The sequence below is a fragment of the Micromonospora rifamycinica genome (assembly GCF_900090265.1).
Lineage (GTDB): Bacteria > Actinomycetota > Actinomycetes > Mycobacteriales > Micromonosporaceae > Micromonospora > Micromonospora rifamycinica.
The window spans coordinates 2,924,995-2,946,141 of record NZ_LT607752.1 but is presented as its reverse complement, the minus strand read 5'-3'; the positions used below and the strand labels follow the sequence as shown (position 1 = coordinate 2,946,141).

14 protein-coding genes are annotated in these 21,147 nt (G+C 74.2%); 11 read left to right on the top strand and 3 right to left on the bottom strand.

Annotated elements, in window-relative coordinates:
- Window positions 1–57: 57 nt before the first annotated feature.
- From GA0070623_RS11910 to GA0070623_RS11890, 5 genes are all read left to right on the top strand, one after another.
- Window positions 58–1,233 (top strand): cysteine desulfurase family protein, encoded by a 1,176-nt coding sequence (locus GA0070623_RS11910; protein WP_067305822.1) that lies wholly within the window; start codon window positions 58–60, stop codon window positions 1,231–1,233.
- 614 nt (window positions 1,234–1,847) lie between these two features.
- Window positions 1,848–2,921, top strand: coding sequence for a tRNA 2-thiouridine(34) synthase MnmA (gene mnmA, locus GA0070623_RS11905; protein WP_067314849.1), 1,074 nt, complete (start codon window positions 1,848–1,850; stop codon window positions 2,919–2,921).
- Window positions 2,922–2,950: 29 nt separating this feature from the next.
- Window positions 2,951–3,958: a methionine synthase gene (locus GA0070623_RS11900; protein WP_067314846.1), complete on the top strand. Its 1,008-nt coding sequence runs from the start codon at window positions 2,951–2,953 to the stop codon at window positions 3,956–3,958.
- Window positions 3,959–3,995: 37 nt separating this feature from the next.
- Window positions 3,996–4,364, top strand: coding sequence for a VOC family protein (locus GA0070623_RS11895; RefSeq protein ID WP_172898513.1), 369 nt, complete (start codon window positions 3,996–3,998; stop codon window positions 4,362–4,364).
- Window positions 4,365–4,491: 127 nt separating this feature from the next.
- The gene (locus GA0070623_RS11890) at window positions 4,492–5,493 is read left to right on the top strand and encodes an ADP-ribosylglycohydrolase family protein (RefSeq protein ID WP_067314855.1); all 1,002 of its coding nucleotides are present in this window, start codon (window positions 4,492–4,494) and stop codon (window positions 5,491–5,493) included.
- Window positions 5,494–5,508: 15 nt separating this feature from the next.
- On the opposite strand, the gene GA0070623_RS11885 is transcribed toward GA0070623_RS11890, so the two are convergent.
- Window positions 5,509–6,021, bottom strand: a complete 513-nt coding sequence (locus tag GA0070623_RS11885) for a type II toxin-antitoxin system PemK/MazF family toxin (RefSeq protein WP_067314841.1) — start codon at window positions 6,019–6,021, stop codon at window positions 5,509–5,511.
- Between the two features lie 163 nt (window positions 6,022–6,184).
- On the opposite strand from GA0070623_RS11885, the gene ligA reads away from it, so the two are divergent.
- The 6 genes from ligA to GA0070623_RS11855 all read left to right on the top strand — a co-directional run bounded on the left by ligA (window position 6,185) and on the right by GA0070623_RS11855 (window position 17,259).
- Window positions 6,185–8,341 carry an NAD-dependent DNA ligase LigA gene (ligA, locus tag GA0070623_RS11880; RefSeq protein ID WP_407937978.1) on the top strand — a complete coding sequence of 719 codons (2,157 nt, stop codon included), beginning with the start codon at window positions 6,185–6,187 and terminating at the stop codon, window positions 8,339–8,341.
- Between the two features lie 308 nt (window positions 8,342–8,649).
- Window positions 8,650–11,157, top strand: a complete 2,508-nt coding sequence (locus tag GA0070623_RS11875; protein ID WP_089004014.1) for a putative bifunctional diguanylate cyclase/phosphodiesterase — start codon at window positions 8,650–8,652, stop codon at window positions 11,155–11,157.
- A gap of 218 nt (window positions 11,158–11,375) precedes the next feature.
- Complete coding sequence (gene gatC / locus GA0070623_RS11870; protein ID WP_067307096.1) at window positions 11,376–11,681, top strand: Asp-tRNA(Asn)/Glu-tRNA(Gln) amidotransferase subunit GatC; 306 nt, start codon at window positions 11,376–11,378, stop codon at window positions 11,679–11,681.
- A gap of 76 nt (window positions 11,682–11,757) precedes the next feature.
- Window positions 11,758–13,233, top strand: coding sequence for an Asp-tRNA(Asn)/Glu-tRNA(Gln) amidotransferase subunit GatA (gatA, locus tag GA0070623_RS11865; RefSeq protein ID WP_067307093.1), 1,476 nt, complete (start codon window positions 11,758–11,760; stop codon window positions 13,231–13,233).
- A 13-nt stretch (window positions 13,234–13,246) separates the two neighbouring features.
- Window positions 13,247–14,746: an Asp-tRNA(Asn)/Glu-tRNA(Gln) amidotransferase subunit GatB gene (gatB, locus tag GA0070623_RS11860; protein WP_067307090.1), complete on the top strand. Its 1,500-nt coding sequence runs from the start codon at window positions 13,247–13,249 to the stop codon at window positions 14,744–14,746.
- Between the two features lie 155 nt (window positions 14,747–14,901).
- Window positions 14,902–17,259, top strand: a complete 2,358-nt coding sequence (locus GA0070623_RS11855) for a transketolase-like TK C-terminal-containing protein (protein ID WP_067307087.1) — start codon at window positions 14,902–14,904, stop codon at window positions 17,257–17,259.
- Between the two features lie 882 nt (window positions 17,260–18,141).
- Here GA0070623_RS11855 and GA0070623_RS11850 read toward each other — a convergent pair.
- Window positions 18,142–19,776, bottom strand: coding sequence for a metallophosphoesterase (locus GA0070623_RS11850; RefSeq protein WP_067307084.1), 1,635 nt, complete (start codon window positions 19,774–19,776; stop codon window positions 18,142–18,144).
- A gap of 136 nt (window positions 19,777–19,912) precedes the next feature.
- Window positions 19,913–21,076 (bottom strand): PQQ-dependent sugar dehydrogenase, encoded by a 1,164-nt coding sequence (locus GA0070623_RS11845; protein WP_067307081.1) that lies wholly within the window; start codon window positions 21,074–21,076, stop codon window positions 19,913–19,915.
- Between the last annotated feature and the right edge of the window lie 71 nt (window positions 21,077–21,147).

Here is a 21,147-nt window from a genome sequence, read left to right as displayed (position 1 = left end):
CGGTACGAGCGGTCCGGTATCCGGCTGACCGTGCCCCGGCCGTTACGCTGAACGGTGATGGCATACCTGGATCACGCGGCGACCACCCCGATGCTCGACGAGGCGTTGGCGGCGTACGTCGCCACCGCCCGTGAGGTCGGCAACGCGTCGTCACTGCACGCGGCAGGCCGGCGTGCCCGGCGTCGGGTGGAGGAGTCCCGCGAGCGGGTGGCCGCGGTGCTGGGTGCCCGCCCGTCCGAGGTCATCTTCACCGGCGGCGGAACCGAGAGCGACAACCTCGCGGTCAAGGGCATCTTCTGGGCACGGCGGGCCGCCCGGCCCGCCCGGCTCCGGGTGGTTTCCAGCGCGGTCGAGCACCACGCCGTCCTCGACGCGGTCGACTGGCTGGCCGACCACGAGGGCGCCGAGGTCGACTGGCTGCCCACGGACGCCGCCGGCCAGCTCGACCCGGAACTGCTCCGCGCCCGGTTGACCGAGCACGCCGAGCGGGTCGCCGTGGTGACCGCCATGTGGGCCAACAACGAGGTAGGCACCGTTCAGCCCGTGGCCGAGCTGGCCGCGGTGGCCGCCGAGCACGGGGTGCCGTTCCACACCGACGCCGTGCAGGCGGTCGGCCAGGTCCCGGTCGACTTCGCGGCCAGCGGGGTGTCCGCGTTGACCGTGACCGGGCACAAACTCGGCGGTCCGACCGGGGTTGGCGCGCTGCTGCTCGCCCGGGACGTCGCGGCGACCCCGCTGCTGCACGGCGGTGGCCAGGAACGCGACGTCCGCTCCGGCACCTTGGACACCGCCGGCATCGTCGCCTTCGCGGTCGCCGTCGAGACGGCGGTCAAGGCCCAGCAGGAGTACGCGGCCCGGGTGGCCGGGCTCCGCGACGACCTGGTGCGGCGGGTCCGGGAGGCGGTGCCCGAGGTGGTGTTCAACGGTGACACCGTCAACCGGCTGCCCGGCAACGCGCACTTCTCCTTCCCCGGTTGCGAGGGGGACGCCCTGCTGCTCCTGCTCGACGCCCAGGGGATCGCCTGCTCCACCGGATCAGCCTGCTCGGCCGGGGTGGCCCAGCCCAGCCACGTCCTGCTCGCGATGGGCGCCGACCACGACCGGGCCCGCTCCTCGCTGCGCTTCACCCTCGGCCACACCAGCACCCCCGCCGACGTCGACGCCCTCATCGCCGCCCTCCCCACCGCCGTCGACCGCGCCCGCCGAGCCGCCGCCCTCCGCACCCCCCGCTGACCCCCACCCCGGCCGGTCCCGGTTCGCGCCACTCCAGCTTGGCCTGTCCTGGTCCGCCCCGCCCCGGTTCCCCCTGCCCCGCCGCCCCACTCCGGTTCGCCCTGCCCCGCCGCCCCACTCCGGTTCGCCCTGCCCCGCCGGCCCCGCTCCGGTTCGCCCCGGTGATCAAGAGGGTTGCGTCAGAATCTCGGCCAGTGGGTGACGCAAACCTCTTGATCACCCATCCCAAAGCCCATCCGCGGCACCCGCGAGCCCCTATCCGCTCCAGGTCGGGCGGGAGCGGATGGGGGCGCCTGGTGATCAAGAGGTTCAGGCGAGGAATGGGCTCGCGGATGACCTAAACCTCTTGATCACCAGGGCGGGAGAGGGCTGGGCTGGCCGAGACCAGGGCGGGAGAGGTCCGGGCTGGCCGAGACCAGGGCGGGAGAGGTCCGGGCTGGCCGAGACCAGGGCGGGAGAGGTCCGGGCTGGCCGGGACCGGGGCGGGAGAGGGCTGGGCGGGATGGGGCTGGGCGGGACGGGGGAGGGGGACCGGGTGGGGAGGGGCACGGGGACACGGGGGCACGGGGTGGGGGAGGGGGGTGGGTAGGGTTGGTGGGGAGAGGGGGGTGGCTGTGAGGGTTCTGGCGGCGATGTCGGGTGGGGTGGACTCCGCTGTCGCGGCAGCGCGGGCGGTGGCAGCCGGCCACGACGTGACCGGGGTGCACCTTGCCCTGGCCCGTAATCCGCAGACCTTCCGGACCGGCGCCCGCGGGTGTTGCACGCTGGAGGACTCCCGGGACGCGCGGCGGGCCGCCGACGTGCTCGGTATCCCCTTCTACGTGTGGGACATGGCCGAGCGGTTCCACGCCGACGTGGTGGACGACTTCGTGGCCGAGTACGCGGCCGGGCGTACCCCGAATCCGTGTCTGCGCTGCAACGAGAAGATCAAGTTCGCGGCGGTGCTGGACCGGGCCGTGGCGCTGGGGTTCGACGCCGTGGTCACCGGTCACCACGCCCGGCTCGGCCCCGACGGTCTGCTGCGCCGCAGCGTCGACCTCGCCAAGGACCAGTCGTACGTGCTGGCGGTGCTGACCCGCGCGCAGCTCGACCGGTCGATGTTCCCGCTCGGCGACGCCACCAAGGCGGAGGTCCGGGCCGAGGCGGCCCGGCGTGACCTGGCGGTGGCCGACAAGCCCGACTCGCACGACATCTGCTTCATCGCCGACGGCGACACCCGGGGCTTCCTCGCCGGGCGGCTCGGCGAAACCCCCGGTGAGGTGGTCGACGCGTTGACCGGCGCGGTGGTGGGCAGCCACACCGGCGCGTACGCCTACACGGTGGGTCAGCGGCGGGGCCTGCACCTGGACCGACCGGCCCCGGACGGCCGGCCGCGCTACGTGCTCTCCATCACCCCGAAGACCAACACGGTCACCGTCGGTCCCGCCGAGGCGCTGGAGGTCTCGCTGGTCCGCGCCAGTCGTCCGGTGTGGACCGGTGGCGAGCTGCCGGGCACGCCGATCGAGTGCGAGGTGCAGTTGCGGGCGCACGGTGACGTCGTACCGGCGACCGTGACGGTGGACGGCGACACGTTCGTCGCCGAGCTGCGCCGTCCCGTCCGCGGGGTGGCCGCCGGGCAGGCGGTCGTGGCGTACCGGCCGGATCCGGCCGGGGACGTGGTGCTCGGTTCCGCCACCATCACCGGCTGATCCGTCCGGGGGCCGGTTACCCTTCGGCGGTGAAACCACAGCAGCTCTGGCCCTGGCCGGCGGGCGCGGCGACCGGCATCGGTTCGCTACCCGGCACCGACATCGCCGAGGCGCAGCGGATCGTCCTCGGTGAACTGCCCGCCCTGCCACACCTGCCCGAGTTGCCCGCCCGGGGTCCGGGCGCGGACCTGATCGGGCGCAGCAGCGGGCTCCTGGTCGAGCTGCCGGTCGAGCTGTACGCCGCCCGCTGGCGGATCGCCCCCCGCCCCGGTCGGGACCTGCGCCGCGCCCGGGACCTGATGGAACGTGACCTGGACCAGCTCGCCGAGCAGGCCGAGGCGTACGCCGGGCCGGTGAAGGTGCAGGCGGCGGGGCCGTTCACCCTGGCCACCGCGGTGGAGTTGCCGATCGGCGGCCGGCTGCTGCGTGACCCGGGGGCGGTGCGGGAGCTGACCGCCTCGCTGGCCGAAGGGCTGCGGCTGCACGTCGAGGCGGTGGCCCGCCGGCTGCCCCGGGCGTCGGTGCTGCTCCAGCTCGACGAGCCGTCGCTGCCGGCGGCGCTGGCGGGTCGGGTGCGGACCGAGAGCGGGCTGGGCACCTACCGACCGGTGGACACGGCGGTGGCCCGTGGTCTGCTCGGCGACGTGATCAGCGCGGTCGGGGTGCCGACGGTGGTGCACTGCTGCGCCCCGGACGTGCCGCTGGAGCTGCTCCGCACCGCCGGGGCGGTCGGGGTGGCCCTGGACCTCGCCCTGCTCACCGACCTGGACCCGCTGGGCGAGGCGATCGACGCCGGCTTCGGCCTGCTGGCCGGGGTGGCCCCGACGCAGCCGTCGGCGGCCGGCCACCCACCGACCTCGGCCCAGCTGGCCGACCGGGTACGCGGACTCTGGGACCGGCTCGGCTTTCCGCGCCGCCAGCTCGCCGAACAGGTGGTGGTCACCCCGGCCTGTGGGCTGGCCGGGGCGGCCCCGGAGCAGGCCCGTGCGGTCCTCACCGCCTGTCGGGACGCCGCGCGGCGGCTGCACGAGGCGTGAGGGTTTTCCGTCGTACCGGGTGGGCAGGATGACGGTCATGATTGGGAAACTGCGTACCGTGGCCATCGACTGCCCCGACCCGCGCGCCCTGGCCGGCTTCTACGCCGAGCTGCTCGGCCTGCCCCTGGCCGAGGAGGACTCCGAGGGCGACGAGTGGGTGGTGCTCGGCGGGCCGGTCGGGCGGTCGCCCCGGCTCGCCTTCCAGCAGGCACCCGACCTGATTCCCCCGGCCTGGCCGGATCCGGCCAGGCCGCAGCAGTTCCACCTCGACGTCACTGTCGACGACATCGAGGTGGCCGAGAAGGCGGCGCTCGCCCTGGGCGCCCGTCGGCTGCCCGGCGAGGGCGAGGGCTTCCGGGTCTACGCCGACCCGGTGGGTCACCCCTTCTGCCTCTGCTGGGACTGACGCCGCCGGCCGCTGGCCGTGCCGCCGGCCGTTGGCCGGGCGTCGACCGCAGCTCGGGCTGCCGGCCGGGCTGCCGGCCGGTGGCCTCCGGCGTGCCGGGGTGGCCGGGGCGGGGCATGATCGGGTCGTGATCGATTCCCTGCTGCGCCGCGCCTCCGGTTCGCTCTTCGGGCTGGCCTACGGCGATGCGCTCGGCAAACCGACCGAGTTCCTCTCCGTACCGGAGATCCACCGCCGGTACGGCCCGGGCGGCCCGCGGGAGCTGGTCGGCGATCCGGTGCTGGTCACCGACGACACCCAGATGGCGCTCGCGGTGGGGTGGGCCCTGCACGACGCCCCCGTGCACACCCTGGAGGTGGTCGAACCGCTGCTCCGGCGGCGCTTCCTGGACTGGGCCGCCAGCCCGGACAACAACCGGGCACCGGGGATGACCTGCCTGCGGGCCTGCGGGGAGCTGGGCCGAGGGCTGGCCTGGCAGCAGGCGACGGTGGTCGACTCGAAGGGGTGCGGCGCCAACATGCGGGTCACCCCGGTCGGGCTGATCGACGTCGACCTGGACACCCTCGCCGGGCTGTCCCAGCTCCAGGCCGGTCTCACCCACGGTCACCCGACCGGCCTGGCCGCCAGCGAGCTGACCGCGTACGCGGTGCGGCTGCTGCGTGGCGGCGCGGCCCCGACGGAGCTGCCCGGCCTGCTGGTCGACCGGGCACGCACCGAGCGGCGGACGTACCGGGACGACTGGCTCGGTGACCTGTGGCAACGGTCGGGGGCGGACTCCCCGGCCGCGTTCATCGCGCCGGGCTGGGACGAGTGCCTGGAGGCGCTGGACCGGCTCGCCGCCGCGCTGCGCCGGCCGGACGACGGCGGCGATCCGTGCCGGTACACCGGTGAGGGCTGGGTCGCCGAGGAGGCGCTGGCCACGGCGCTGCTCTGCGTCCTGTGGCACCCCGACGACCCGGTCGCCGCGATCGCCCGGGGGGCGGCCACCGCGGGCGACTCGGACTCGATCGCCGCGTTGGCCGGCGCGTTCCTCGGGGCCGCGCACGGGCTGCCGGGCTGGCCGCCCGGCTGGTCCACCCGCATCGAGTACGCCGACCAGCTCACCACCCTCGGCGCGGCCTGGGACTGACCCGCCGCGGATCGGTCAGGCCGGGCTGCGCCGTCCGTGCAGGCGCTTGACCTGACGCCACAGGGCCGGGTCGCAGCCGCCGGCCCGGCGGGAGAACGCGTCGGCCGGGATCCGCAGCGGCTCGGCGAGGTCGAGCCAGCTGTCGTGCTCGGCGTCCGGATCCCAGTCCCGGGTCGGGATCCGGACGTGGTCGTCCCGGTCGCTCTTGTCCTGACTGGTGATCTTGAGTACCTCGGCGCCCCGGTCGTCGGCGCGTACCACCAGGCAGGGCCGGACCTTCGAGCCGGTGCCGTCGTGGAACGGCACGTCCGCCCACCAGATGTCACCCGGTCGGGGCGTACCGGTGGGGGTGCGGGGGCGGGGTGGCGCGGTCGGTCGGGCCCGGTCGCGGGGCGGGGTGCCGCGCGGCGGCCGGGTGCGCTGGCCGCCGCTGGAGGGTCGACCACCGCGTCGACGCCACTCGTTCCAGACCCAGCCGGCGACGACCGCCAGCACGATCAGCAGCCCCCACCACACCCACTCCGGCATCGATACCCCGCCTCCGTCCGGGCGGCACCGCGCCGCCGAGGTGCGGCGATCGTCGCACGGTCGGGCGGCGGGCGCCCGTCGGGCGCGGTGGGGGAGGCAGGGGGAATGTCCCACCGGCCCGTTACCGTGCTCCAGTAGCGTGATCACCGGGGAGGTTCGCACGATGTCCGGAGGCGACAGGGTGTCGGAAGAAGAGGTTCCCCAGCAGGTCAGTGCGGCACAGGAGGCGGCGGCCGGTGGTGAGCCGACCCCCGAGGCGCGGGAGCGGCACGCCACGCTGGGCCAGGAGCTGACCGAACACCAGTACCGTTACTACGTCCTCGACGCGCCGACGATTCCCGACGCCGAGTTCGACCGCCAGCTGCGCGAGCTGGAGGCGTTGGAGGCGGAGTACCCGGCGCTGCGCACCCCGGACTCACCGACGCAGCGGGTCGGCGGCACGTTCTCCACCGACTTCACCCCGGTCACCCACGCCGAGCGGATGCTCTCGCTGGACAACGCCTTCGCCGACGAGGAGCTGGCCGCCTGGGCCGAGCGGGTCGAGCGGGACGCCGGTGGCCCGGTGCCCTACCTGTGCGAGCTGAAGGTCGACGGCCTGGCCATCAACCTGACCTACGAGAAGGGCCGGCTGGTGCGGGCGGCCACCCGGGGCGACGGGCGCACCGGCGAGGACGTCACCGCCAACGTGCGCAGCATCCGCGGCGTGCCGGCCCGGCTCACCCCGTCCGACGAGTTCCCCGACGTGCCGGAGCTGCTGGAGGTACGCGGCGAGATCTACTTCCCGGTCGCCGGCTTCGCCGACCTCAACGCCACCCTGGTCGAGCAGGGCCGGGCACCGTTCGCCAACCCGCGCAACGCGGCCGCCGGCAGCCTGCGCCAGAAGGACCCCCGGATCACCGCGTCCCGGCCGCTGCGGCTGGTGGTGCACGGCACCGGCGCCCGTACCGGCTTCCGTCCGGCCACCCAGTCCGAGTCGTACGCGGCGCTGAAGGCGTGGGGGCTGCCGACCAGCGACCGTTGGCGGGTGGTGCCGGACCTCGCCGGGGTGGCGGAGTACGTCGCCCACTACGCCGAGCACCGGCACGACGTCGAGCACGAGATCGACGGGGTGGTGGTGAAGGTCGACCCGGTCCCCATCCAGGGCCGGCTCGGCTCGACCAGCCGGGCGCCCCGCTGGGCGATCGCCTTCAAGTATCCGCCGGAAGAGGTCAACACCCGGCTGCTCGACATCGAGGTCGGCGTCGGGCGGACCGGTCGGATCACCCCGTACGCGGTGCTGGAGCCGGTGCACGTGGCCGGCTCGACGGTCGCCCAGGCCACCCTGCACAACGCCCGCGAGGTCGAGCGCAAGGGGGTGCTGATCGGGGACACGGTGGTGCTGCGCAAGGCCGGCGACGTGATCCCCGAGGTGCTCGGCCCGGTGGTCGCGCTGCGTCCCGCCGACGCCCGTCCGTTCGTCATGCCGACCACCTGCCCGTCCTGTGGCACGCCGCTCGCCCCGGCCAAGGAGAGCGATGTCGACATCCGCTGCCCCAACACCCGCAGCTGTCCCGCGCAGTTGCGGGAACGGGTCTTCCACCTCGCCGGGCGGGGCGGGTTCGACATCGAGGTGCTCGGCTACAAGGGCGCCGCCGCGCTGCTCGACGCCGAGATCATCACCGATGAGGGCGACCTGTTCTCCCTCGACGCCGGGCGGCTCGCCCGCTCCCCGTTCTTCGTCAACAAGGACGGCAGCCTCGGCACCAACGCGACCAAGCTGCTCGACAACCTCGCCGTGGCCCGGGAACGCGACCTGTGGCGGGTGCTGGTGGCGCTCTCCATCCGGCACGTCGGCCCGACCGCCGCGCAGGCCCTGGCCCGGCACTTCCGCTCGATCGAGGCGATCGAGGCGGCGGCCGAGGAGGAGCTGTCCTCGGTCGACGGTGTCGGCCCGACGATCGCCGCCAGCGTCAAGGAGTGGTTCGCCGTCGACTGGCACCGCGACGTGGTCCGCAAGTGGGCCGAGGCGGGGGTACGGATGGCCGAGGAGGCGGTCGACGAGGGGCCGCGCCCGCTGGAGGGGGTCACCGTCGTGGTGACCGGCACGCTCGCCGGGTTCAGCCGGGACCAGGCGGCCGAGGCGATCCAGAGCCGGGGCGGGAAGGTCACCGGCTCGGTCTCCAAGAAGACCGGTTTCGTGGTGGTGGGCGACAATCCCGGTTCCAAGGCGGACAAGGCGGCCGGGCTGAAGGTGCCGGTGCTCGACGAGGACGGCTTCCGGGTGCTGCTGGAGGCCGGCCCGGAGGCCGCCCGGGAGGTGGCCCGGGTCGAGGAGAGCTGACCCCGGGCGTCGGCCCCGTGCCGTACCTGCGCCGTGCCGCCCGGCCGGGGCGTCGTGCGCCCGTGCGGTGCCGCCCGGTCCGGGCGTCGTGCGCCGCCGCCCCGGTCGTGCCGCCCGGTCCGGGCGTCCCGGGGCCGCACGCGGCGTGTCCTGCTCCACCCATAGGCGAGCCTTGGGGTCGTATACCAACTTAGTCACGACTACGCCCGATTCGTGGCTGTCGTGCGGGTCCACCGGCCGGCAGGGCGTTTCATGGTGGCAGGTGTACGGCCGGCGTACACCCTGACTGGGTGTGCCCGGGAGGTGCGATGGAGCCCGCCGATCCCCGCAACCGCCTCCCGTCCGGGCGGGAGACGCCGTTCCTGGGCCTCGTCGCCGGGGTGATCGGGCTGGCCGTCGTGGTCTCCGTCCTGCCGCTGGTCGGTCTCGTCGGTCGACCGGACCTGCTGTCGGCGGCGTTCTGGACGATGGCGGTGCTCGCGGTCGGGTGCGACGCCCGCCCCTTCGTGCCCTCGGGACGTCGGCAGACCTCCGCGGTCTTCCCCTCCACCTGCTTCACGTTCGCCATCCTGCTCGGCTGGGGGCTCGGGCCAGCGGTGCTCGTGCAGACCGTCGCGGTCGTCGTCTCCGGCGTACGGCTGGGTCACGCCCCCTGGCGGACCGCCTTCAACGCGGCCCAGTACACCTGCGCGCTCGCCGCCGCGTACCTGGTGCTCCGGCTCGGACCGGGCGGCCTGTTCGACGGCCACCGGCCGGGGTGGACCGACGTGCTCGCCGCGGCCGGCGCGACGGTCACCTGGTTCGCGGTCAACTACGGCCTGGTCAGCACCGCGCTGCGACTGCGGTTCGGCGGCCGGTGGTGGCCCGCGGCCCGGCAGGGGCTGCCGTTCGAGCTGCTCTCCACCGGTTCGCTGCTGCTGCTCGCCCCGGTCCTGGTCACCGCCGCGCGGGCCACCGCCGCGCTGATCCCGCTGGTGCTGGTGCCGCTGTTCGCGGTCTACCGGATGGCCTACCTCTCCGACGAGCAGGAGCAGCTCGCCGCCCTCGACCCGCTCACCGGCCTGCCCAACCGCAAGGCGCTGCTCGCCGAGGTGGCCGAGCAGGTGCACCGGCACGCCGAGCGGGTCGCCCGGGGGGAGCCGGGCGGGCGGCTGGCCCTCCTGCTGATCGATCTGGACCGGTTCAAGAACGTCAACGACGCGCTCGGCCACGCGGTCGGGGACCGGCTGCTGGTCGAGGTGGGCGCCCGGCTCGCCGGGGTGGTGCGCGACCGGGACCTGCTGGCCCGGCTGGGTGGTGACGAGTTCGCCATCGTGGCCGGCGGGCTCGACGGGGTGGACGGGGCGCGGGAGCTGGCCGGTCGGGTGGCCGCCGCGCTGACCGAGCCGGTGTCGTTGGACGGGCTGCCGCTGGACGTCGGCGGCTCGATCGGCATCGCGCTCTACCCCGAGCACGGCGCGGACTACGCCACCCTGATGCGCCACGCCGACGTCGCCATGTACGACGCCAAGCACCGCCACGACACGGTGGCCGTGTACGCCGCCGAGTCCGACCACCATTCCGCCGAGCGGTTGGGGCTCCTGGCCGACCTGCGCCGCGTACTGGAAGCGAGGCCGGCAGCCGGGCGGCCGGTGCGGGGTGGCGACGGCGCGGTGCTGCCGCCCCGGCTGGCCACCGACCCGCCGGGGGCGGACACCCCGGCCGGTGGGCCGGGATGCGACGCCGGCCGGGATCCCGGTGGGCCGGGATGCGACGCCGACCCGGATCCCGGCGGCCCGGCTGCGGGCCGGTGGTGGTTGCCCCGCCGACGGCCCCGGCCGGCCCCGGCCCAGCCCGACGAGTTGCTGAACCGGATCCTCACCGGTGCCGACCCGGTCCGCCGGCACCGCGACCACCCGGCGCTGCCCGGGTCCTCCCCGGTCGGGCCGGTGCGGGGCGGGCCACCCGGGCCGACCGGGCGGGAGGCCGGGCTGCCGGCCCGGTCGGCGGCCGACGGCCCGGCGGGGACGGGCGGCCCGGCCGGGGGCACGGGGGAGACCGGCGAGATCACCATGTACTACCAACCGCAGGTCGCCATCGCCACCGGGGAGGTGGTCGGGGTGGAGGCGCTGTTGCGCTGGTGGCACCCGCGGCGGGGGATGGTCGACCCGGAGGAGCTGATCCGGGTGGCCGAGCAGAGCGCGGTGATGCGCCTACTCACCCACCGGGTGGTCGACGACGTGGTGGAGCAGCTCGCCAAGTGGTCGGCGGCCGGGATCACGCTGCGGGCGTCGCTCAACGTCAGCGTCCGCGACCTGCACACGGACGAGATCGTCGACCGGATCGCCGACCGGCTGGCCCACTGCGGGGTACGCCCCGAGCGGCTGCAACTGGAGATCACCGAGGGGGCGCTGATGGCCGACCCCCGACGGGTGCTCGCCACCATCACCCGGCTGCACCAGCTCGGGGTGGCCATCTCGCTGGACGACTTCGGCACCGGCTACTCGTCGTTGCAGCACCTGCGCCGGCTGCCGTTGGCCGAGGTGAAGGTGGACCGGTCGTTCGTGCTGGGGATGGCCGACGACGCCGATGACGCCGCGATCGTCCGGTCGACGATCGAGCTGGCCGGCGCGCTCGGCCTGCGGGTGGTGGCCGAGGGGGTGGAGGACGAACGGACCTGGCGGTTGCTGCACGCGGCCGGTTGCGACGCCGCGCAGGGCTGGTTCTACGCCCGCCCGATGCCCGCCGAGGAGCTGGCCGCCTGGCTGGCCCGTTACCGCCCGCTGAGCCCGGTCCCGAGCCCGGACGCCGAGATCCCCCGCCGGCACGCCCGCTGACCCGCCCGCCGCTCGACGGCGACGGCCGGGGCGGGCCGCGCGGGCGGACGGCGGCGGACCCGGTGGCCGGTGCGGGCGGGCCGCGCGGGCGGGAGGGGGAGTCGGAGACGTCGGCGTGCGCGCAGGACAATAGACTCGCTCCGGTCACCGCGCGTCATCCCGCCGACGGCGCGGCCGGCACACCCAGACGCAGCAGCACAGTCACGAAGGGGGCACCGATGGCCGCCATCTCCCGCGAGGAGGTCGCGCACCTCGCGCGACTGTCGCGGCTCGCCGTCACCGAGGAGGAGCTGGACACCTTCGCCGGCCAGCTGGACGTGATCCTCCAGTCGGTCGCGCAGGTCGGCGAGGTCACGGCGGCGGACATCCCGCCGACCTCGCACTCGGTTCCGCTGACCAACGTGCTCCGCGAGGACGTGGTGGTGCCCGGGTTGACCCCGCAGGAGGCGCTGTCGGGTGCCCCCGACGTCGCCGAGCAGCGGTTCCGCGTCCCCCGGATCCTGGACGAGGACGTGGCGTCGTGAGCGGGTGTGACAGGCGAACCATCGAGCCCAGTGCGCCGGGTGTCCGGGGCGCCGGTGAGCGGAGCGAGGCGACGGCATGACCGACCTGACCAGAATGACCGCGACCGAGCTGGCCGGGCTGGTGGCCGCCGGGGAGACCTCCGCCGTCGAGGTGACCCGGGCGCACCTCGACCGGATCGCCGCCGTCGACGACCGGGTGCACGCGTTCCTGCACGTCGACAGCGAGGGGGCGCTGACCGCCGCCCGCGCCGTCGACGAGCGCCGGGCCGCCGGTGAGCAGCTCGGGCCGCTGGCCGGGGTGCCGGTGGCGGTGAAGGACGTGCTCACCACGAAGGGCGTGCCGACCACCGTCGGCTCGAAGATCCTCGAAGGCTGGCGTCCGCCGTACGACGCGACGATCGTGCAGCGGCTGCGGGCGGCCGGCACGGTGATGCTCGGCAAGACCAACATGGACGAGTTCGCGATGGGCTCCTCCACCGAATACTCCGCCTACGGTCCGACCCACAACCCGTGGGACCTGGCCCGGATCCCCGGCGGCTCCGGCGGGGGCAGCGCCGCCGCGCTGGCCGCGTACGAGGCGCCGCTGGCCATCGGCTCCGACACCGGTGGCTCGATCCGGCAGCCCGGCGCGGTCACCGGCACCGTCGGCGCGAAGCCCACCTACGGCGGCACCTCCCGGTACGGCCTGGTCGCGTTCTCCTCCTCGCTGGACACCCCCGGCCCGTGCGCCCGGACCGTGCTCGACGCGGCGCTGCTGCACCAGGTCATCGGCGGGCACGACCCGCGTGACTCCACCTCCATCCCGCAGCCGGTGCCGGACGTGGTGGCCGCCGCGAAGCTCGGTGCGAGCGGCGACCTGACCGGGGTGAAGCTCGGCATCGTCAAGGAGTTCACCGGCGAGGGCGCGGAGCCGGGCGTGATGGCCGCGTTCCGCGAGTCGGTCGACACCCTGGCCAAGCTGGGCGCGGAGATCGTCGAGGTGTCCTGCCCGCACTTCCGGTACGCGCTGCCGGCGTACTACCTGATCGCGCCGAGCGAGTGCTCCTCCAACCTGGCCCGGTTCGACGGGGTCCGGTTCGGCCTGCGGGTCGGCGACGACGGGAACCGGTCGCTGGAGGAGGTCATGTCGCTGACCCGGGAGGCCGGGTTCGGCGCCGAGGTCAAGCGGCGGATCATGGTCGGCACCTACGCGCTCTCCTCGGGCTACTACGACGCCTACTACGGGCAGGCGCAGAAGGTCCGCACCCTGATCACCCGGGACTTCACCGCGGCGTTCGAGCAGGTCGACGCGCTGATCTCGCCCACCACGCCGTTCGTGGCGTTCCCGATCGGGGCGCGCACCGCCGACCCGTACCAGATGTACCTGGCGGACCTGTTCACCATCCCGACGAACCTGTACGGCGGGCCGGGCATCTCGGTGCCGTGCGGCCTGTCCGAGGGGCTGCCCGTCGGTATGCAGGTGATGGCCCCGACGATGGCCGACGACCGGATGTACCGGGTCGCCGCCGCGCTGGAGTCCGTGGTCGGCACGTTCACCCCACCGGCACTGTGAGGCTGGAGTTCAGATGACGACGACACTGCCCGCGTACGACGAGGTCGTTGCGCGCTACGAGCCGGTGATCGGCCTGGAGACCCACGTCGAGCTGGGCACGAACACCAAGATGTTCTGCGGTTGCCCGACGGACTTCGGCGGCGAGCCGAACACCCGGGTCTGCCCGGTGTGTCTGGGCCTGCCCGGGTCACTGCCGGTGGCCAACAAGGCGGCGATCGAGGCGACCATCCGGATCGGCCTGGCGCTGAACTGCTCCATCGCCGCATGGTGCCGGTTCGCCCGGAAGAACTACTTCTACCCGGACATGCCGAAGGACTTCCAGATCAGCCAGTACGACGAGCCGCTGTGCTCCGACGGCTACCTGGACGTCGAGGTCGACGGCGAGCTGGTGCGGATCGGCATCGAGCGGGTGCACCTGGAGGAGGACACCGGCAAGACGCTGCACGTCGGCGGGGCCACCGGCCGGATCCACGGCGCTACCGAGTCGCTCGTCGACTACAACCGGGCCGGCATCCCGCTGGTCGAGATCGTCACCAAGCCGGTCCCCGGCACCGGTGCGCTCGCCCCCGAGGTGGCCAAGGCGTACGTGACCGAGCTGCGGGACGTGCTGCGCTCGCTGGGCGTCTCCGACGTCCGGATGGAGGAGGGGTCGCTGCGCTGCGACGTCAACACCTCCCTCAACCTGCCGGGCGAGGAGTGGGGCACCCGCACCGAGACCAAGAACGTCAACTCGCTGCGCTCGGTGGAGCGGGCGGTCCGCTCGGAGATCCTGCGCCAGGCGTCGGTGCTCGACGCGGGCGGCCGGATCACCCAGGAGACCCGGCACTTCCACGAGGACACCGGGGACACCACGCCGGGCCGGTCCAAGGAGACCGCCACCGACTACCGGTACTTCCCGGAGCCGGACCTGGTGCCGCTCGCCCCGGACACAGCCTGGGTGGCCGAGCTGAAGGCGGCCCTGCCGGAGCTGCCCCGGCTGCACCGCCGCCGGCTCCAGGAGCAGTGGGGCCTGTCCGACCTCGACATGCAGTCGGTGCTCAACGCCGGTGCGGTCGAGCTGATCGAGGCGACGGTGGCCGCCGGCACCACCCCGGCGGCGGCCCGCAAGTGGTGGCTGGGCGAGCTGTCCCGCCGGGCCAACGAGACCGGCGTGGAGCTGGCCGACATCGGGGCGACCCCGGCGCAGGTCGCCGAGCTGCAGGGCCTGGTGGACGCCGGCAAGCTCAACGACAAGCTGGCCCGGACGGTGCTGGAGGGCGTGGTCGACGGCGAGGGTTCGCCGACCGAGATCATGACCAGGCGGGGCCTGGAGGTGGTCTCCGACACCGGGGCGCTCACCGCCGCCGTGGACGAGGCGATCGCCGCCAACCCGGCCATCGCCGACAAGATCCGCAGCGGCAAGGTGGCGGCGGTCGGCGCGCTGGTCGGCGCGGTGATGAAGGCGACCCGGGGTCAGGCCGACGCCAAGACCCTGCGGGACCTCATCCTGGAGCGCCTCGGCGTCCAAGGCTGACCCACACGGGCCGGAGCCGGGGGTTCCCGCCCGCGACCGGCGAGGGCCGCCGCCGTGACCCGGCGGTGGCCCTCACCCTTTCCCGGGGGTACGCGCGCGACCCGCGCCACCCCTCCCACCGAGGGCGTCAACGGCGACGCCCGGATGGAGTTCCCGTGAACGAGCACGACCTCGATGTCCTCGACGAGATCCAGCGACGGGTGCTGTGGCTCGCCACCCGGATCGTGGACGCGGCCAACCACGACCGGGACACCGGCGACGGGGTGAAGGTCGGTGGCCACCAGGCCTCCAGCGCCTCCCTGGTCACCGCGATGACCGCGCTCTGGTTCCACCACCTGGACGCCGAGGACCGGGTGGCGGTCAAGCCGCACGCCTCCCCGGTGTTCCACGCGATCCAGTACCTGCTGGGCAACCTGGACCGGTCGTACCTGACGCGGTTGCGGGCGCGGGGCGGGTTGCAGTCGTACCCGTCGCGGACGAAGGATCCGGACGCGGTGGACTTCTCCACCGGTTCGGTCGGGCTGGGCGCGGCGGCCCCGCTGTTCGCCGCGGTGACCCGACGCTACGTGGACGCCCACTTCGGCGCCCGCCCGCACTCCCGGTTCGTCGCGTTGATCGGCGACGCCGAGCTGGACGAGGGCAACATCTGGGAGGCGGTCGCCGATCCGGCCACCACCGGCCTGGGCAACGTGATGTGGCTGGTCGACTTCAACCGGCAGTCGCTGGACCGGGTGGTCCCCGGCATCCGGATCGACCAGTGGCGGGGGCAGTTCGAGGCCGCCGGCTGGCACGTGGTGGAGGTCAAGTACGGCCGCCGGCTCGCGCAGGCGTACGCCCGGCCGGGCGGGACGGCACTGCGCGACTGGATCGACCGGATGCCCAACGAGCAGTACCAGTCGCTGTTCGGGCTGGCCGGGCCGGCGCTGCGGGAGCGGTTCCTGGACGGTGCGCCGGCCGGGATCGCCGCGTTCATCGCCGACCTGACCGACGAGGAGTTGGCCCCGCTCGTCACCGACCTGGGCGGGCACGACCTGGAGGCGATGCTCGACGCGTACGCCCAGTGCGACGCGGTGACCGACCGGCCCAGCGTCGTCTTCGCGTACACCGTGAAGGGGTGGGGGTTGCCGATCGCCGGCAATCCGCGCAACCATTCGGCGCTGCTGTCCCCCGCGCAGATCGACGTGCTGCGGGCGGCGCACGGCCTGACCACCGCGACCGAGTGGGACCGGCTGGACCCGGCGAGCCCGGCCGGCATTCGGGCCGGCGCCCGCCGTGAGGCGCTGGCCCGCGCGCCGCGCCGACGCTCGCTGGGGGTCACCGTCCCGGAGGCCACCGGGGTACGCACGCAGCGGCCTATCTCCACCCAGGAGGCCTTCGGCCGGGTCCTGGTGGAGCTGGCCCGAAACCCGCAGGTGGCGCCCTACCTGGTCAGCACCGCGCCGGACGTGGCCACCTCCACCAACCTCGCGGGGTTCCTCAACCGGACCGGGGTCTTCGCCCCGACCGAACGGCGGTCCTGGTCGGAGGACCGGATGCTGCGCTGGACGGAGAGCCCCACCGGGCAGCACATCGAGCTGGGCATCTCCGAGATGAACCTGTTCCTGCTGCTGGGGCAGCTCGGCCTGGCGTGGGACCTGTCCGGGCAGCCGCTGCTGCCGGTAGGCACGGTGTACGACCCGTTCGTGCTGCGCGGCCTGGATGCGTTCCTCTACGGCACCTACTCGGGCTCCCGGTTCGTGGTGGCCGGCACCCCGTCGGGGATCACCCTGGCCCCGGAGGGCGGTGCCCACCAGTCCACCGTCACCGCCTCCGTCGGCCTGGAACTGCCCGGCGTCACCCTTTGCGAACCGGCGTACGCGACCAGCCTGGACTGGCTGCTCTGCGACGCGTTCGGTCAGATCGCGCAGGGTACGGCTCCGGCCGCGACCGCCGCGCCGGCCGAGGACGGGGCGTACTACTTCCGGTTGAGCACCCGCCCGCTGGACCAGACGCCGTTCGAGGCGGCCCGGACCCGGCTCGGCGACGCGGTACTGCGCCGGCAGGTGGTCGCCGGGGCGTACCGGCTGGTGGACGCGCACCAGGCGTATCCGCACCTGGCCGACGCGCCGGTGGTCACCCTGGCCGCCTCGGGGGCGGTGCTGCCGGAGACGCTGGCCGCCGCCGCCGAGCTGGCCGAGGAGGGCATCGCCGCGCACGTGGTCGACGTGACCAGCCTGGACCGGCTGTACCGGGCCTGGCAGCGCACCCTGCGCCAGGGCGTCCGCACGGCGACCGTGCCGAGCGCCCCGGGGGCGTTGCGGGCGGCCTTCGGCGACCGTGCCCCGCTGGTGACCGTGCACGACGCCGCCTCGCACGCGATGGCCTGGCTCGGCTCGGCGCTGGGTGTGCCGGCGGTGCCCCTCGGGGTGGACGAGTTCGGCCAGTCCGGCAGCGTCCGCGAACTGTACGAGCTGCACGATCTCCTCCCCGGCAGCATCGTCAACGCCGCGCTGGCCGCCCTGTCCCTACGCTGACCCCTGCCCCACCTTTCCCGTGCCTCCACCCTTCCCGTGGCTTCGCGTCTCCCGTGCCCCCACCCCTTCCGTGCCTCGCGTCTGCCGTGTCCTCGCGTTTGCCGTGCCCCACCCCTTCCGTGCCCCACCCCTTCCGTGCCCTCGCGTCTGCCCGCTCCGCTCCGCTCGGCCCGGTGCCAGCCACCGCCCCCGCCGCCGGCCCCATCGGATCCCCCTCCCCCGCCTGAACCACCTTGGTCACCTGCGCGGCTTCGGCGCGGACCTGTCCGGTGCTGGCTGGGACGGGCGCCCGCCGCCCCTCAGCGAAGCACCTTGCCGATCCCACTACTGTCCGTTACTTTCCTGGCTGATGCCGCCTCAGGTCACTCTCAGTGTTCGCTTCGGTAGCCCTCACAGTGCGCTCGCTATCCTTTGCTCTGCTGCTATGGAGGCGACAAGCCCCTAAGCAGGGGATGTGAATTGAATGCAGGCGGCGTGATTGGCAACATGATTACTGAAGGTCACTGTCGCTGTGGGGGCGGCAGAGCAAAGTCTCGGGGTGTGGATAGGTGGGGCGGCCTGGAAGTAACCTTCCGTGACATTGATGGAGGGTGGCGGTGGCATGGGGCATTCGTGTACCGGAGGCTCGGCGGTCGGCCTGCAGCCGTCACCGCCGGTTGTGCGCCGGCAGCATCGGTGGCGGGTGGGCGGCGCGGCGGCGGCCCAGCCCTTCTTCCTGCCCTGACATCGGTTGTGCGCTGGTCGCGTGGCTGACGTTGGCTGTGCGCCGTCGCCCGTCCGCCTGCCTGCCTGCCCGTCCGCCGACGTCCGTCGGACGCCTGCCGCCGTCCGGCCTGCCGGCATGGCGGCGGTTGTGGGCCGGCTGCCTACCGGGGGAGGGGGTCAGCTGGTCGGGCTGGGGGTCGGCGAGGTGGGAGTCGGAGCGGTACCGGAGGGGGCCGGGGACTCCGATGCGCCTCGGGTCGGGGTCGGGGTCACCGGGACGTCGGCGCCCTTCGCCGGTTCCTGGATGACGTGGCGTTCCAGGTTCACCTGGGCCTGGCCGGTACCCCCGACGGTGATGTCGTCGTACGCCTGGAGCAGTTTCTGCTGGTCGAAGTAGAGCACCGACATCGACAGCGGGGTGGGTTTCTCGCCCTCCAGGCCACGCAGTCCGGCACCGCCGGTGGAGCCCTCCACCATGAGCTGGGTGGTCTGCTGGCCGGCCACCTGCGGCAGCTTCGACATCTGGCGGGCGTGGGTGTGCCCGGCCAGCACCAGCGGGCAGGTGCCGGAGAGCGGTCCGGCCGAGGCCGGGTCGTGCACCAGCGCGATGTTCACCGGTCGGGGCGAGCTGCGGACCGTGGCGGCGAGCGTCTCACCGGCCCCGATGACCTGGTCGGCGACCTGGGCGGTGAGCCCGCTGCCGGCGGGTGAGGTCTCCTTGTCCGGGGTGAACCGGGGGTCGCCGATGCCGGCGATGGTCAGCCCGGCGACGGTGGTGGTCGAGTTGTTGAGCACGACCGCGTTCGGCTGGCGGGCCACCGCCGCCGCCGTCCGGGGCGAGTCGTGGTTGCCCCGGATGTAGACGTACGGCTTCTTGAGCAGGCCGATCGAGCCGACGTAGGACGCCTCGGGTTCGCTGCCCCAGTCGGTCAGGTCGCCGGTGTCGATCACCACGTCGATGCCGAACTGCTCGACCACGGTACGGATCAACTGCCAGCCGGTCGGGTTGAGGTGCATGTCGGACACGTGCAGCACCCGGGTGGTGCCCGGCGCCGGTTCGTACACCGGCAGCGCCGACACCGTGGTGTAGAGCTGGCTGACGTTGCCCACCAGCCGTTGCAGCTGCTCGGCGTAGCGGCTGTAGTCGTTGGCGATCCGGCGCGCGTCACCGACGATCGCCGGGGCGTTGACCAGCAGTCCCTCGTACCTGGGCTCCTCGATGGCCTGCGGGCGCAGGGTGCCCGCCGCGAGGCCGAGGCTGCCGGCGGTGACCATCAGGGCGAGCCCGCCGGCCCACGCGGTACGCCGGGTGTCCCGGAAGACCAACGCGGCCAGCAGCAGGGTGGCCAGCACCGCCCCGCCGAGGGTGCGCAGCCCGAGCCGGAGCACCCCGTTGCGGACGTCCGTCACCGCCGACTGGCTGGCCCGGCTGATGCTCGCCGGGTCGTCGATCAACGCCTCGGTCTTGCGCTGGTCCAGCGCGCCCAGGCCGACCGTCAGGTGGGTCGGCCCCCGGTGACTGTCGAGCTGGAGCGCGCCCAGCGGGGGGATGTCGACGGTGGTGCCGCCACGCACAGCCGGGGCCAGGGTCAGGTCGGCGCGGAACGGGCCGATGTCGGTGCTGACCCGGCCGGCGGCGAACACCCCGATGACCGTTCCGGTCAGGGCGACCAACAGCACCGCCAGTACCACGCCGACCCGCCGGGCCTGCCCCGACCGACCGGCCGGCCACCAGGTGCGCCCGCGCCGCTCACGCCGGGTGGGGGTGTCTGCGCCCCCGGTCCCGCGCTGCTCGTTCTCCTGACCGTCCATGCTGAGATTGTGACCTGCCCAGTGAAGGATCTTGGCAAACCCGGCCGACGGACGGCCGATCCGCCCGGTACCTGCCCGGCTGTCCGGCCTGCCGGTGTGTCGTCAGCTCCGGCCCGCACCGCCGTCGGCTTGTCCGTCAGCTCCGACCGGCACCGCCGTCGGCGAAGACCAGCCGCAGCAGCCGGTCGTCCTCCGGCACCGGCTCGCCCCGCCCGTCGTGGTTGGAGGTGGAGACCCAGAGGGAACCGTCCGGGGCGGCGACGACCGCCCGCAACCGGCCGTACTTCCCGGTCAGCAGTTCCCGGGGTGCACCGAGCACGGTGCCGCCGTCGGTCAGCTCCACCAGCCAGAGCCGCTCCCCGCGCAGGCAGGCGGTGGCCAGCAGCCGACCCGTCGCCGCCAGCCCCGAGCAGGACGCCTCCCCGGTGCCCCACTGGGTGATCGGGTCGACGAACCGGCCGTCCCCGGCCTGCCCCTCCACCGTCGGCCAGCCGTAGTTGGCGCCCCGGTCGATCCGGTTGATCTCGTCCCAGGTGTTCTGTCCGAACTCGGTGGCGTACATCCGCTTACCGGCGTCCCAGGCCAGGCCCTGTACGTTGCGGTGCCCCACCGACCAGACCGGTGAGCCCGGGAACGGGTTGCCGGCCGCCGGCTTGCCGTCCGGGGTGATCCGCAGGATCTTGCCGGCCAGGTTGGCCCGGTCCTGGGCGGCGGCCCGGTCACCGGCGTCGCCGGTGCTGACGTAGAGCTGCCCGTCCGGGCCGAAGGCGAGCCCACCGCCGTTGTGGTTGCCGGCCTTGGGGATGCCGGTGAGGATCGGCGTGGGGGTGCCGCCCAGCGTCAACCGGGCCACCCGGTTGTCCTGCGCGGTGGTGTAGTAGACGAAGACCGACCGGTCCTGCGCGTACGCCGGGGAGACGGCGATGCCGAGCAGCCCGGCCTCGCCGGACGCGGCCACCTCCGGGACGGTCTGCACCGGGGTCACCGCCAACCCCTGCGGCCCCGACGCCGGCCCGACCTGGAGGATCCGGCCGGAGTCCCGTTCGGTGACCAGGGCGGCCCCGTCCGGCAGGAAGGCGATCCCCCACGGCACCCGTAGCCCCTTGGCCAGCACCGTGGCCACCACCTGCTGCTCGGGGGCGGTCGCCGACACCGACGGGGTCGGCAGGTTGGGGGGCTCACCGGCCGGGTCGGGCTCCGGCGGGCCGAGACTGCACCCGGTGAGCAGCAGTGCGACGCCGGAGGTCGCCAGGGCCGCGCGGACCCGGGCGGTGCGGGGGTACGGGAGACGGGCGGTCACCCGGCCCAGCCTAGCCCGCGGATCCGCCCCCGCCCGGCCCCCGCCGACGGCTGCCCCGCCCGGCCCCCGTT

Bases quoted from the DNA above. Each gene is read 5' to 3' on its own strand.
- GA0070623_RS11885 (WP_067314841.1), bottom strand. From the start codon at position 6,021: ATGCCGGAGTGGGTGTGGTGGGGGCTGCTGATCGTGCTGGCGGTCGTC.
- ligA (WP_407937978.1), top strand. From the start codon at position 6,185: ATGTCCGGAGGCGACAGGGTGTCGGAAGAAGAGGTTCCCCAGCAGGTC.
- gatB (WP_067307090.1), top strand. From the start codon at position 13,247: ATGACGACGACACTGCCCGCGTACGACGAGGTCGTTGCGCGCTACGAG.
- GA0070623_RS11910 (WP_067305822.1), top strand. From the start codon at position 58: ATGGCATACCTGGATCACGCGGCGACCACCCCGATGCTCGACGAGGCG.
- GA0070623_RS11850 (WP_067307084.1), bottom strand. From the start codon at position 19,776: ATGGACGGTCAGGAGAACGAGCAGCGCGGGACCGGGGGCGCAGACACC.
- gatA (WP_067307093.1), top strand. From the start codon at position 11,758: ATGACCGACCTGACCAGAATGACCGCGACCGAGCTGGCCGGGCTGGTG.
- gatC (WP_067307096.1), top strand. From the start codon at position 11,376: ATGGCCGCCATCTCCCGCGAGGAGGTCGCGCACCTCGCGCGACTGTCG.
- GA0070623_RS11895 (WP_172898513.1), top strand. From the start codon at position 3,996: ATGATTGGGAAACTGCGTACCGTGGCCATCGACTGCCCCGACCCGCGC.
- GA0070623_RS11875 (WP_089004014.1), top strand. From the start codon at position 8,650: ATGGAGCCCGCCGATCCCCGCAACCGCCTCCCGTCCGGGCGGGAGACG.